Source organism: Proteus sp. G3927, from assembly GCF_963894685.1.
Lineage (GTDB): Bacteria > Pseudomonadota > Gammaproteobacteria > Enterobacterales > Enterobacteriaceae > Proteus > Proteus mirabilis.
This window is the reverse complement of the sequence record NZ_CAWQGX010000028.1, coordinates 260,725-274,567: the sequence shown is the minus strand read 5'-3', so window position 1 is coordinate 274,567 and position 13,843 is coordinate 260,725. Positions and strand designations below refer to the sequence as shown.

The window sequence follows — 13,843 nt, the reverse complement described above, 5'->3', positions numbered from 1 at the left end:
CTATGATGAATTAAGACTTGCATAGCATAGCTGATTTTGTCTAATAGCCACAACTATTGATCTCAATGAAAGCCATTGTTTGCATAACTTTTTTGCCACAATGGCGAGATAGCACGAAAACAGCATTTTTTTGTTAATGATAAATGCGAGATTTTCAAGCGTTTAGCCTAATTATTGCAATAAAAATGAATTAATTGCTACTGTGTTGCGTCATCAAAGGTTGATGATTATTTTTAGCGATATTTTGCTGGCATGTAATAATTCATGCCAGCAAAGGGGAAAAGTGAGTGGGATAAAAAAGAAAATTGAAGATTAATGTAAGATTTTAGCTAGGAAATCTTTAGCCCTTTCTGATTTAGGATTATCAAAGAAGTCATTTTTCGGGCTATCTTCGACAATACGACCTTCATCCATAAAAATAATACGGTCAGCAACTTTTTTAGCAAAGCCCATTTCGTGTGTAACCACCATCATGGTCATGCCTTCATTAGCCAGCTCAACCATAACATCAAGAACTTCATTAATCATTTCAGGATCAAGTGCGGATGTGGGTTCATCAAATAGCATCGCAATAGGATCCATACATAAAGCACGAGCAATAGCAACGCGTTGTTGTTGACCACCAGAAAGTTGAGCAGGGTATTTATTAGCGTGGTTGGCTAAGCCTACGCGCTCTAATAATTTTAGCCCTTTCTCTTTTGCTGCACCTTTCTCTCTATTAAGGACTTTCACTTGCGCTAGTGTAAGATTTTCAATAATGGAAAGGTGAGGAAATAATTCAAAGTGTTGAAACACCATACCAACTTTGGCTCGTAACTTAGCTAAATCAGTTCGTTTATCATTGACTTTTATATCATTTACTAGGATTTCACCTTGTTGTATAGGCTCTAAACCATTAACGGTTTTGATAAGTGTCGATTTACCTGATCCTGAAGGTCCACAGACAACAACAACTTCCCCCTTTTTCACTTCAGTGGAACAATCTGTCAGTACTTGAAACTGACCATACCATTTGGATACATCTTTTAGGGAAATCATCTAAGTAGTCCTTTTTTTAAGAAAGTTCACTAACATTGAAGCGGAGAAACTAATTATAAAGTAGACAAAACCAGCAAAAAGGATCATTTCAACCTGTGTGCCATCACGCTCACCAATATTTGCCGCTGTTCGGAAAAAGTCGGTCAGACTTAATACATACACGAGTGAGGTATCTTGAAATAAAACGATACCTTGTGTGAGCAATAAAGGGATCATGGCACGAAATGCTTGAGGTAAAATCACTAAACGCATCGTTTGTGATTTTGTCATTCCTAAAGCTAAGGATGCTGAAAACTGGCCTTTACTGATGCTTTGTATACCTGCTCTGATGATTTCAGAGTAATAAGCAGCTTCAAATAGAGAGAACGCTACCATTGCTGAAATTAAACGGATATCACTTTTTGGTGAAAGGCCTAGAACATTTTGTAATATGTTAGGCACAATTAAATAGAACCACAGTAATACCATCACTAAAGGAATAGAACGAAAGGTATTAACGTAAGCGGCCGCAAACCAACTGATGGGCTTAAAAGTAGATAAGCGCATCACTGCAAGTATTGTTCCCCATAAAATACCGATAACAATTGCTGTTATGGTGATTTTTAAAGTAATGACCATGCCATCCATTAAAAAAGGTAGGCTAGGAACAACAGAACTCCAGTCAAACTCGTACATTATTGACCTCCTGCTGTGCCAGGTAAACGCACCCGTTTTTCTAACCAGTGCATAATCAACATAATAATGACGTTAATAAAGACATAGGCTAGCGTGATAGCGGTAAAGGATTCATAAGCTTTAGCTGAATAATCTAATAATTTATTCGCTTGCGCAGCCATATCAATCAGGCCAATCGTTGAGGCGATTGCAGAGTTTTTGACTAAGTTCAGCATTTCAGAGGTCATTGGCGGAATAATGACGCGATAAGCATTAGGTAATAAAACATAGCGGTAGGTTTGTGGCAGTGTTAAGCCTAGTGCTAAGCCTGCTGCTTTTTGTCCTCTTGGTAATGAATTGATTGCCGCCCGCACCTGTTCACACATGCGCGCTGCGGTAAACAAACCTAAACAGAGTGCTGAAGAGACAAAGAATTGGATATTCGGCGTTAAGTCCATTTTGAACCAATCACCAATAGCTTGTGGTAAGAGTTCAGGGATCACTAAATACCATGTGAAGAATTGTACAATCAGGGGGACGTTACGAAATAGTTCAACATAGATAGCCCCTAAACTAGAGAGCAAGCGATTAGGTACGGTTCGTAAAATACCAAAAAAAGAGCCGACAATAAAAGCGATGATCCAAGCACAAAGAGATAAAGCGACAGTAACTTGAAAGCCTGAAATAAGCCAACCTAAGTAAGTGGTATTTCCAAAAGGGGCTTCTTGGAAGAATATCCCCCAATCCCAATCAATCGACATGATTTCACCTCCGGTGAAAAAAATGGGGCAGGGAACGGCTGCCCCAAACTTCACTGATCTGTCTGTCCAACAGATACTTTATAATTATTAATTTTGCATCAATTACTTATATGCATTGTTAGTTCAATGCTTTATCATTTGGTGATGCAAACAGTGCTTTCATTTCATCCGAGATAGTGAATTCTAAATTGAGGTTTTTCGGTGGAATTGGGGCATTAAACCAACGATTGAACGATTTTTCTGCTGCGCCAGATTTTTGCGCATTAGCAATGGTTTCATCAATTAACGACTTAAATTGTGTATCACCTTTGCGTAACATACAGCCATAAGCTTCTTCCGATTGAGGTGTTCCCACAATCTCCCATAACGCAGGTTTTTTCGCTTTAGCACGTTCACCCGCTAATAAGGCGTCATCCATCATAAAAGCAACGGCACGCCCTGATTCAAGTGTACGGAATGAGTCGCCATGATCTTTTGCGCTAATAATGCGCATATTCATTTTTTTCTCATCATTGAGCTTGTTGAGTAACATTTCAGATGTGGTGCCTGACGTAACAACCACATTTTTGCCCGCAAGATCAGCAAAATCTTTAATTCCACTGTCTTTTTTCGCAAGTAAACGTGTACCAACAATAAAAATAGTATTCGAGAAATCAGCTTGTTGTTGGCGAGCGAGATTATTGGTCGTTGAGCCACACTCAAAGTCAAATGTACCATTTTGTAATAGTGGAATTCGATTCTGAGAAGTGATAGGGATAAGGCGAACTTGTAGGTTAGGTTTGCCTAATTTTTCTTTTACTGCCTCAACAATTAGGTTGGAATAGTCTTGAGAGTATCCGACCACTTTTTGTTGATTATCGTAGTATGAAAAAGGGACAGAGGATTCACGATGACCAACAATAATAATATCGTTATCGTTGATTTTTTTTAAGGTACCAGTGAGTTCTTCTGCTTGCACAGCTCCTGCAGCCCCTAAAATCATTAATGATAATGCTAGTTTACGCATGCGCATAATAACTCCTGTCGTGGTGATATTGATGTGTTGCTTTGTGTTGCTTTTTTGTTTTAATTTGTTTTGATAATGTTAATAAATAGAACAAATAACATACGGTTGGGAAGTGCAATATTCCAAATACGAGAGCTATCTCTCAATAAAAGGATGAAATAAAAAATTGTTCAATGTTTTTTGGAAGTGATTTTCAATATTTAAAATTATTATAGTAATAACCATGAGAAGTTAAAGGTTAAAAAGAACAAAGAAGAAAAAGGCGTTAATCTAAAAAAGAAAAGAATTTGTAAAGTTTATCTTAAGGAGTTGTTTGTCTGTAGATTACCGTTAAGATAGCAGGTCAACAAATGAGGAAATCTATGCATAATTGGCGGTCAGGTCGCTGGCTAGTGTTGATAACAGTATTGCTGATCTTGTGTTGTATTGTTCAGCGCTCTATGGGGGCTCATGTGATTAGTGAGCGCTTAGCATCTGCTGTTTCGCAAACACAGTCCTCATTCTCGACGCCAATTGCAGAGCAACAAAATGCAAGTGAAGGGAAATATTCACTTTCAACCTGCGAATTAAGTGCTAAATCACTCTTATCGATTCCTCCTTTAGCGATTGAACCGCTTTTTTATACTTGGGCGGTATTACTTTTATTTGGTATGGCTGCCATTTATGTTTCTCGTCAACGTAGCCAGAAAAAACAACATCACCCACCTCCACGAATAAGGCTTCACCTTCATTACTGTATTCTAAGGGATTAGTAGCGCTTTAACTCAATAATACGTCTTATATTGAGGCGTTGTTTTATGTGTAGCGTTAGAGGATTTTTTAGGGAGTTGCTATGGTTCGTTCTTTTTTAATAGCATTGATGTTGATGCTATTTTCATTATCTTCATTAGCCGCCGATACAGGTTGGCTAACTATGCCAGACAATGATCATGCTCAGGTTAGGGCTACGGCTGACAAGTCATCGACAGGCGATGTTAAAATATTGCTTGAGGTGCAATTAGCGCCGGGCTGGAAAACATATTGGCGCTCTCCCGGAGAAGGTGGCGTAGCACCTGAAATTAATTGGACGCAATCTGTGTCTGATATGATATGGCATTGGCCATCACCTTCCGCTTTTGATGTCGCAGGTATTCATACCCAAGGTTACGATAAAGAAGTCGTCTTCCCCATTGAACTAAAATCTGTCGATAGCGATAACTTAAATGGGGTATTAACACTTTCAACCTGTAGTAATGTCTGTATTTTAACTGATTACTCATTAAATCTGGATTTAAACGAGCCTGCTCCCGCTGACTTTGAATGGCAATATAATCAAGCCATGGCCAAAGTACCAGTGACAAGTGGATTAATTTCTGCTGTTTCATCTGATTATCGAAATAGTCAATTAACCCTCTCATTACAACGAGAACAAGGTGATTGGCATCAACCTAATATTTATCTCGATCCACCACAAGGAATGCTATATGGCATTCCACAGTTAACAGCAAAAGGTGATCATTTATCTGTTACTGTCGATGTAACCGATGATTGGGGAGACGCTGCGGGTGACATTACAGGAAAACCACTCTCCTTTGTTGTGACTGACGATGGCTATTCACGTCAAGTCAATGACACTATAGGCCAAGGCGATAGCGCATCTCTGCCTACTGCTGACTCGGGGGTAGGATTATGGAGTATTTTATCCTTTGCGCTGTTAGGGGGCTTAATTCTTAATTTAATGCCTTGTGTGTTACCTGTTTTGGCGATGAAATTGGGCTCAATTCTTCATATCGAAAAACGTGATACAGGGGCTATTCGTAAACAGTTTTCTGTTTCTGTTGTGGGAATTTTAGTGTCATTCTGGGCCTTAGCGCTGTTTATGACCGTATTACGCTACAGCCAAGAAGCAATAGGTTGGGGCATACAGTTTCAAAGCCCTTGGTTTATCGGCTTTATGGTGCTGATCACGGCTATTTTTACCGCTAATTTATTTGGCCTATTTGAATTACGTTTATCAAGTGATATGAATACCAAAATAGCGACAGCAGGAGGTCAAGGTTATAGTCGACATTTCTGGGAAGGGGCTTTTGCTACATTGCTTGCTACACCGTGTTCTGCCCCATTCTTAGGGACTGCGGTTGCTTATGCATTGATAGCACCATTAAGTGAGTTATGGTTAATTTTCACCGCATTAGGTCTTGGAATGAGTTTACCATGGATCATGGTTGCTATGTTTCCATCAATTGCCAAAGTATTGCCAAAACCGGGTAAATGGATGAATCGCCTAAGAGTTGTTTTAGGCTTTATGATGTTGCTATCTTGTATTTGGCTGATCACTTTATTGATCCCCCATTTTGGTATTGGCATTGTTGCGGCTATTTTTGTGGCTATCGCCCTGATCTTGCTTTTTGCTATTGCTAAACATTACGGCAAAAAAACGCTATTTGCTTCAATGGTGATCACCCTTATTTTAGGTGGTACAAGCTATCTATTTATTGCTCAGCCTGATACTCAGACCTTGGCGGGGCAAGATCATGTGAATTGGCAACCACTCTCAGAAGAGGCTATCCATCAAGCGTTAGCTGAAAATAAACGGGTGTTTATTGATGTTACCGCAGATTGGTGTGTTACCTGCAAAGCAAATAAATACAATGTATTATTACGCGATGATGTGCAAAAGGCACTTTCAGAGCCTGATGTTGTCGCATTAAGAGGGGATTGGACGAAACCGTCAGAACAGATCACCCAATTTTTAAAACAGCGCGGTCAAGTCGCCGTGCCGTTTAACCAGATTTATGGACCATGTAACAAGGAGGGGGAGATCCTACCGCCTCTTTTAAATAAAGATCTAATGTTAACTATTCTTTCAGAGGCTAAAGGAGCCCAATAATGAAAAAAACACTTTCTGTACTGGTTATCTCTTCGTTACTTTTTGGTGCAAATGTTCAAGCCGCTGCCTTGAATGCAGCTCAAGAAAAAGAAGTACGTGCATTAGTTCGTGATACTTTAGTGAGTAATCCTGAGATTTTGGAAGAAGCTATCATGGCATTGCAAACTAAGAAGGCAGATGAGCAACAAGCACAGTTCCGTCAAGCATTGGCCTCTGAACATGATGCATTATACAACGATGCGGCAAGTCCACGTATTGGCGCTAAAGATGCTAAGTTAGTGTTAGTGTCGTTCACTGATTATAACTGCCCGTATTGCAAACGCTTTGACCCATTATTAGAAAAGATCACCGAACAATACCCTGATGTGGCGGTTATCATTAAACCATTACCATTTAAAGGTGAAAGCTCTGCTAAAGCCTCTCAGGCGGTGCTTTCTGTCTGGAAAGAAGATCCAAAAGCATTCTTAGCACTTCATCAACGTTTGATGCAGAAGAAAACGATGCTAGATAATGCAAGTATTGAAGATGCAATGAAGAGCACTAATACTAGCAAAATTAAGTTAACTGATGACAGCTTAAAAACGTTGCAAAATAACTTAGAGCTTTCTCGTAAACTGGGTATTCAAGGTACGCCAGCGACGGTAATTGGTGATACTATTTTACCGGGTGCTGTTGATTATGATCAGTTAGAAATTATTGTGAAAGAACAACTGGCGAAAGTGAAAAAATAATGGCAAATCGTTTACGAAAATGGGGTAAAGAATTAATTATTCTCGCCCTTATTTTTGTGGCTATTTCATTTGCTATGGACTGGTGGCGTCAACCAACGCCACCAGAACTTACTGATTTATCTACGCTTTATACAGTTGATGATAAACCAGTCTCATTGATTGCCCTTAGCCAAGAGAAACCATTACTGATCTATTTTTGGGCGAGTTGGTGTGGCATTTGTAAGTTAACTACACCGACGGTAAATGATTTAGCACAACAGGGTTATAATGTTACGTCTGTAGTTATCCGCTCTGGTGATGATGCCAAAATAATACGTGGCATTAACTCCAAGCAACTAGTTTTTCCGGTTATTAATGATGATAGAGGGGCTATTTCTCAACGTTGGGGGATAAGTGCTACACCTTCTTTTGTTATTCTCTATAAAGGTGAAATGGTGCACTTTACAAGTGGCTGGACATCCTCTTGGGGATTAAAACTTAGGTTATGGTGGGCTTCAATTTAACTTGTTTATCAGAGTTTAAATGAAGAAAAAATAATGCCAGGTAGGCTGACAATAAAATCGATTATCTCATAGACAAGTTTTTTACGTCTGCGTTTTATTTTTGCTTCTTGGCTACCTTGAACAATTAATTCCTTTTCATTGTAAGTGCGTTTTGAGGTATTAATATGTATTGGTACAATATTAATAGGAATAACGATTTGATTATTCTTATTGGCTGGTGTTAATTGAGCTAATGTCCAACCATATTGATGTTGTTTATCTCCAAACGCATTTTTCTGGATAATACGACCGTAATAATCTTTACGAAAACCTTTTTCTTCATTATCGCTGGAAATCTGATGGGCATGTTGCCAATAAGGTAAAACATCTGTTGGTGATTGAATGAGTCGCGATAGTGCTGGTGGGTCAAGTGGGATCATATTGAGATGTTTAGAGCTTGCTTCTTGTTTTTGCTCATAGGCTCTCGCTGTTTGCCAATGTAAAGGCACAATTGTTTCATCTTCAATAAGTTGATGAATCGAACTAGGCTGTTTTGATAATACCCAGCCAAATTCATTTTGTTGATTAAACATTTGGCGCTTGATCCATTTAGTTTCTTTATCTTTACGAAATCCTTTTGTTTCATTATCGGCAGATATTTTTTTCGCTCTTTGCCAAATAATATCAAGAATATATTCAGGGTAATGGATCATTGAAAAGTCCTTTTATTAGAAAAGCCCTTACTTAATTAATTGTTTTAAGATTAATTGAGTAGGGCTTTATTTAACATTAAGAACGACGCTTAATAAAAGCAAGAATTAAAAACACCCCTGCTAAAATCCACACTGGATAACTCCCCATTTTATAATAAGGTGTTGATCCTGTCGTGGGTGTCATTTTTTCAGCTAATGCACCTGCTTCAAATTGTGGAAGCTGGGCAATAACATCACCATTAGCAGCAATAAAGGCGGTAATGCCGTTATTAGTTGAACGTAATAATGGCCGTCCTAACTCTAATGAACGCATTCTAGCCATTTGAAAATGTTGCCATGGACCAATTGAATTACCAAACCAAGCATCATTTGAAATAGTTAATAAGAAACGTGTATCCGGCTTAAAGTTAGCGCGAACTTGTTCTCCAAGAATAATTTCATAACAGATGGCGGCGGTTATTTTGGCATCATTTACCGTCAGTTGAGGTTGTATATATTCACCTTGGCTTAATGATGACATAGGTAAATTAAAAAATGGCGCTAATGGGCGCAATAAAGACTCTAAAGGGACATACTCACCGAAAGGCACAAGATGATGTTTGTTATAGCGATCTGTTGCCGGATATTGGTAAGCATAGTGCTCACCTAATGTAATAACACTATTATAAAAACGATAGCCTTCTAAGGTAGGACGCGCATCAATAATTCCTGTCATTAGATGCGTGTCTTGTGCTCTTAATTGTTTATCCAATTGCGCTAAAAAGCCTTGTTGCTGAATTTCAACATCAGGGATAGCTGACTCAGGCCAAATAATTAAGTTTGCTTTACCCATAAAAGGGCGACTTAGGGTGAGATAGGTGTTTAACGTACTTTCTAAAGTACCGGGTTGCCATTTTAATGATTGCGCGATATTGCCTTGAACTAAGGCAATTTCTTGCGTTTCATCAGTTAAAGGTTGATACCATTGATAAGATTTAAAGCTGATAGGTAAGAGTAATAATATTGCTCCGATCACCGCACTATATAGTGATTTACGATAGATAGCGACAGCAATAAGTCCACTAATTATGGTCAGCAAAAAGGTTATCATGGTGACACCAAAAATAGGTGCAATACCTTTTAATGGGCCATCAATTTGGCTATAACCAAATTGTAACCACGGAAACCCTGATAACACCCAGCCTCTTAAAAATTCAGTGAGTTGCCATACAGCGGGAGCCGCAAAGACAAAACGCCAAAAGGTAGGTTTAGGAAAGAACTTGTTTAATAATCCGGCAAATAGGGCGGTATAAAGCGATAGGTAAAGGGCTAACAATATGACTAAGAAAATATTGATAGCAAATGGCATTCCCCCAAAATCAGCAATGCTGACATATACCCAGTTTACACCACTACCAAATAATCCAAATCCCCAGGCAAAACCAAGCCATACCCCTTGTCGTGTGGTTCGTTGCGTTATTATCAGTAGCAAACCTGATAAAGAAATTAACGCTGCAGGCCAGAAATCAAAGGGAGAAAACGCGAGTGTGCCACTGGCACCGAAAAAAACCGCCAGTAGGGTGCGAACCCACTGGCGGTTTAATAAAGAGAAATTATTCATTAATATCCTACACATCATTACCTAGTTCAGGTACAGGCGCATCGTCAGGAATGTGCACATAAACCTGAATAATTTTACGGCTATCTGCCATAACAACTTTAAATTGGTAATTATCAATGGTAATAGTTTCACCTCTAGCAGGAAGATGACCGAAGGCTTGCATAACTAAACCACCAATCGTATCGACTTCTTCATCACTAAAGTGAGTACCAAATGCCTCATTAAAATCTTCTATTTGGGTTAATGCTCTCACTGAGTAGGTATGGCGACTTAATGGACGAATATCAATATCATCCTCATCATCATACTCATCTTCAATTTCGCCGACGATAAGTTCAAGAATATCTTCAATCGTGACCAAACCAGAAACACCACCAAATTCATCAATGACAATAGCCATATGATAGCGTTGCGAACGGAACTCTTTTAGTAAGCGGTCAACGCGTTTACTTTCTGGTACAACGACAGCAGAACGTAAAACTTTGTCTATACTAAATGGCTCAGCACCAGTACGCATAAATGGCAATAAATCTTTTGCCATTAATAAGCCTTCAATATGATCTTTGTCTTCACTGATGACAGGAAAGCGAGAGTGCGCTGAATCAATAATCACATCAAGGCACTCATCAAGGGTTTGATTGCGTTTTAATGTGACGATTTGCGAGCGGGGGATCATAATATCCCGTACACGCTGCTCAGCGATATCCATTACCCCCTCTAACATATCACGGGTATCAGGATCGATTAATTCTTTCTGTTCAGAATCGCGGATAAGCTCCATCAGATCATCACGATTTTTAGGTTCACCGTGGAATAACTGATTAAGCAATGTGAGAAACCCCTTTTTAGGACCAGGGTTATCGTTACTCGAAGATTGGTCGTCGCTCATGGCGTTTTAACTATTTTTCCTCATTGAATGGTTATTAGATATAGTATTTATCATAAAATAAAGAGAACTGTTACTCTTTTTCAATCAAATAGGGATCTTCATAACCTAATTTTTGTAAGATTTCTGTCTCTAAACCTTCCATTTCTTCAGCTTCATCATCTTCAATATGATCATAGCCTAAAAGGTGCAGACAACCATGGATAACCATGTGTGCCCAGTGCTCTTCAACAGTTTTATTTTGCTCATCGGCTTCTTTTTCAACGACCTGACGACAGATAATTAAATCACCCAGTAAAGGTAATTCCACTTCAGGCGGTGCTTCAAAAGGAAAAGAAAGTACATTAGTTGGCCTATCTTTTCCACGATAAGTTAGGTTTAACTCATGGCTTTCCGCTTCATCAACGATACGGATAGTCACTTCACTAATAGGCTGAAATTGCGGTAGTACGGCTTCCAGCCAAGTGATAAATTGGGCTTCACTCGGAAGCCCTTGTGTATTTTCAGTGGCAACTTGTAAATCAAGAATCACTTCACTCATGATTTTCTCTCTGCAGTCTCTCTTTTTCTGCTTTAATTGCTTGGCGGCGTTTTTGATCTTCAACTTCCCAAGCTTCATATGCGACAACAATCTTAGCAACCACAGGATGGCGAACCACGTCTTCACTATGGAAGAAGTTAAAGCTTAAATCATCGACATTAGATAGCACTTCTATGGCATGACGCAATCCGGATTTATGGCCTCGAGGAAGGTCGATTTGCGTGATATCACCTGTGATGACCGCTTTAGAGTTAAAACCGATACGCGTTAAAAACATCTTCATCTGTTCGATTGTGGTGTTTTGACTTTCATCGAGAATAATAAATGCGTCATTGAGTGTACGACCTCGCATATAAGCTAAAGGGGCCACTTCAATCACATTACGCTCTATCAGTTTCTCAACTTTTTCAAAACCCAACATCTCGAATAACGCATCATAAAGTGGTCGTAAATACGGATCGACTTTTTGGCTTAAATCGCCGGGTAAAAAACCGAGCTTTTCACCCGCCTCTACCGCAGGGCGAGTCAGTAAAATACGGCGTACTTCTTGACGCTCAAGGGCATCGACAGCGGCAGCAACAGCCAGATAGGTTTTCCCTGTACCTGCAGGCCCGATACCAAAAGTAATATCGTGAGTTTGGATATTGGCAATATATTGCGCTTGGTTAGGCGTACGTGGTTTTATCACGCCGCGTTTAGTGCGAATATTGGTCGATTTCCCAAATTCAGGCACATGCTCATCACTTTGCTCAAGCACTCGGCTCTCTTTGATGGCAAGGTGAATTTGCTCAGGGTCGATGTCGGGTATCACACCTTTAATGGGTGAGGTTTCCACATACAGATGTCGCAAAATTCCTGCAGCTGCATTCACATTCAGTGATTTACCCGTTAGTTTAAAACGGTTATCACGGTGATTGATCTCGATACCTAAACGGCGTTCAAGTTGCTTAATATTGTCGTCAAATGGGCCACATAAACTCATTAAACGGTCATTATCTGCGGGCTCTAAGAAAATCTCTTGGGTCGCTACCTGTGTATGGGCTATTACTGTCACTGAGTATCCTTTTGTTAAGTCTGATCAATTAAGGTTGGTAAACACCTACACCTAATTCATCTTCTTTACGAGTACGGGCAATAACGGATTCTGGTGATTCATGGATACGTAAATCCATTTGATCTTCCGTTCTGACCACTTTACCACGCAATGAGTTAGCGTAAACGTCAACAATTTCGACATCAACGAATTTACCAATCATATCCGGTGTACCTTCGAAGTTAACCACGCGGTTATTTTCGGTACGACCTGAAAGTTCCATCACATTTTTACGTGAAGGGCCTTCTACAAGAATACGTTGTACGCTGTTAAGCATGGCACGGCTGTAGTTCATTGCTTGCTGATTAATGCGCTGTTGTAACAGATATAAACGCTGTTTCTTCTCTTCTTCACTCACATCATCAGGTAAATCAGCCGCAGGGGTTCCTGGACGGGCTGAATAGATAAAGCTAAAGCTCATATCAAAGTTTACATCCGCAATTAATTTCATGGTTTTTTCGAAATCATCTTGCGTTTCACCTGGGAAACCAATGATAAAGTCTGAGCTTATCAGAATATCAGGGCGTGCTTTGCGTAATTTACGAATAATGCTCTTATATTCAAGAGCTGTATGATTACGCTTCATTAAGGTTAAAATACGATCTGATCCGCTTTGTACTGGTAAGTGTAAGAAGCTAACCAATTCAGGGGTATCTTCATAAACCGCAATAATATCGTCAGTAAACTCAATAGGGTGGCTGGTAGTAAAACGAATACGATCAATACCATCAATCGCTGCCACTAGGCGCAGTAATTCTGCAAAGCTACAGATTTGCCCGTCAAAGGTTTCACCACGATAAGCATTGACGTTTTGACCTAATAGATTAACTTCACGTACCCCTTGAGCGGCCAGTTGTGCGATTTCAAATAGAATATCATCACAAGGGCGACTGACTTCTTCACCACGCGTATAAGGCACTACACAAAATGAGCAGTATTTATTACAGCCTTCCATGATAGAAACAAATGCAGAAGGGCCTTCAGCACGAGGTTCAGGTAGACGGTCAAATTTTTCAATTTCAGGGAAACTGATATCGACCACTGGGCTTTTGGTGCCTTTTACCTGATTAATCATTTCTGGTAAGCGGTGTAAGGTTTGTGGTCCGAAGATAATATCGACACACTGCGCACGTTGACGAATGTATTCACCTTCTTGAGAGGCAACACAACCACCAACGCCGATGATAATATCAGGTTTATTATCTTTAAAATTTTTCCAACGTCCTAACTGATGAAAGACTTTTTCTTGTGCTTTCTCACGGATAGAACAGGTATTTAGCAGTAGAATGTCCGCATCTTCGGCGACATCGGTTAACTGATAACCGTGGGTGCTTTCGAGTAGGTCTGCCATTTTAGATGAATCGTACTCATTCATCTGGCAGCCCCAAGTTTTAATGTACAGTTTTTTTATCGTCGACATTGTATAAATCCGGTATTTACAGTGAGATAATAGCTAATCACTGAAAAAC

14 protein-coding genes are annotated in these 13,843 nt (G+C 39.6%); 4 read left to right on the top strand and 10 right to left on the bottom strand.

Annotated elements, in window-relative coordinates; genetic code table 11:
- Nucleotides 1-312: 312 nt before the first annotated feature.
- The 4 genes from AACV00_RS12540 to AACV00_RS12525 form a co-directional block, all read right to left on the bottom strand.
- Nucleotides 313-1,038 (bottom strand): amino acid ABC transporter ATP-binding protein, encoded by a 726-nt coding sequence (locus tag AACV00_RS12540; RefSeq protein ID WP_004246043.1) that lies wholly within the window; start codon nucleotides 1,036-1,038, stop codon nucleotides 313-315.
- Nucleotides 1,039-1,713, bottom strand: a complete 675-nt coding sequence (gene gltK, locus AACV00_RS12535; RefSeq protein WP_004246042.1) for a glutamate/aspartate ABC transporter permease GltK — start codon at nucleotides 1,711-1,713, stop codon at nucleotides 1,039-1,041.
- Complete coding sequence (locus AACV00_RS12530; RefSeq protein WP_004247440.1) at nucleotides 1,713-2,453, bottom strand: amino acid ABC transporter permease; 741 nt, start codon at nucleotides 2,451-2,453, stop codon at nucleotides 1,713-1,715. The genes gltK and AACV00_RS12530 overlap by 1 nt, the downstream gene beginning before the upstream one ends.
- A gap of 118 nt (nucleotides 2,454-2,571) precedes the next feature.
- On the bottom strand, nucleotides 2,572-3,465 hold the full coding sequence (locus AACV00_RS12525; protein ID WP_004246040.1) for an amino acid ABC transporter substrate-binding protein: 894 nt from the start codon (nucleotides 3,463-3,465) through the stop codon (nucleotides 2,572-2,574).
- Between the two features lie 356 nt (nucleotides 3,466-3,821).
- Between AACV00_RS12525 and AACV00_RS12520 the strand changes: the two genes are divergently transcribed.
- From AACV00_RS12520 to AACV00_RS12505, 4 genes are all read left to right on the top strand, one after another.
- On the top strand, nucleotides 3,822-4,211 hold the full coding sequence (locus AACV00_RS12520) for a hypothetical protein (protein ID WP_004246039.1): 390 nt from the start codon (nucleotides 3,822-3,824) through the stop codon (nucleotides 4,209-4,211).
- A gap of 80 nt (nucleotides 4,212-4,291) precedes the next feature.
- Nucleotides 4,292-6,328 (top strand): protein-disulfide reductase DsbD family protein, encoded by a 2,037-nt coding sequence (locus tag AACV00_RS12515; protein WP_049257099.1) that lies wholly within the window; start codon nucleotides 4,292-4,294, stop codon nucleotides 6,326-6,328.
- The gene (locus tag AACV00_RS12510) at nucleotides 6,328-7,059 is read left to right on the top strand and encodes a DsbA family protein (protein WP_004247442.1); all 732 of its coding nucleotides are present in this window, start codon (nucleotides 6,328-6,330) and stop codon (nucleotides 7,057-7,059) included. The genes AACV00_RS12515 and AACV00_RS12510 overlap by 1 nt, the downstream gene beginning before the upstream one ends.
- On the top strand, nucleotides 7,059-7,562 hold the full coding sequence (locus AACV00_RS12505) for a protein disulfide oxidoreductase (RefSeq protein ID WP_004252236.1): 504 nt from the start codon (nucleotides 7,059-7,061) through the stop codon (nucleotides 7,560-7,562). The genes AACV00_RS12510 and AACV00_RS12505 overlap by 1 nt, the downstream gene beginning before the upstream one ends.
- An 8-nt stretch (nucleotides 7,563-7,570) precedes the next feature.
- Here the strand turns inward: AACV00_RS12505 and AACV00_RS12500 are convergent, their stop codons facing one another.
- The 6 genes from AACV00_RS12500 to miaB all read right to left on the bottom strand — a co-directional run bounded on the left by AACV00_RS12500 (nucleotide 7,571) and on the right by miaB (nucleotide 13,794).
- Nucleotides 7,571-8,254, bottom strand: coding sequence for a hypothetical protein (locus AACV00_RS12500; protein WP_161680316.1), 684 nt, complete (start codon nucleotides 8,252-8,254; stop codon nucleotides 7,571-7,573).
- 76 nt (nucleotides 8,255-8,330) lie between these two features.
- Nucleotides 8,331-9,854, bottom strand: coding sequence for an apolipoprotein N-acyltransferase (lnt, locus tag AACV00_RS12495; RefSeq protein WP_124725736.1), 1,524 nt, complete (start codon nucleotides 9,852-9,854; stop codon nucleotides 8,331-8,333).
- Nucleotides 9,855-9,861: 7 nt separating this feature from the next.
- Entirely contained in the window at nucleotides 9,862-10,743 is an 882-nt protein-coding gene (corC, locus tag AACV00_RS12490; protein WP_004246033.1) for a CNNM family magnesium/cobalt transport protein CorC, read from the bottom strand.
- Nucleotides 10,744-10,813: 70 nt separating this feature from the next.
- The gene (gene ybeY / locus AACV00_RS12485; protein ID WP_004246032.1) at nucleotides 10,814-11,281 is read right to left on the bottom strand and encodes an rRNA maturation RNase YbeY; all 468 of its coding nucleotides are present in this window, start codon (nucleotides 11,279-11,281) and stop codon (nucleotides 10,814-10,816) included.
- On the bottom strand, nucleotides 11,274-12,335 hold the full coding sequence (locus AACV00_RS12480; RefSeq protein ID WP_004246031.1) for a PhoH family protein: 1,062 nt from the start codon (nucleotides 12,333-12,335) through the stop codon (nucleotides 11,274-11,276). The genes ybeY and AACV00_RS12480 overlap by 8 nt, the downstream gene beginning before the upstream one ends.
- A 28-nt stretch (nucleotides 12,336-12,363) precedes the next feature.
- Entirely contained in the window at nucleotides 12,364-13,794 is a 1,431-nt protein-coding gene (gene miaB / locus AACV00_RS12475) for a tRNA (N6-isopentenyl adenosine(37)-C2)-methylthiotransferase MiaB (RefSeq protein WP_004246028.1), read from the bottom strand.
- Nucleotides 13,795-13,843: the final 49 nt, after the last annotated feature.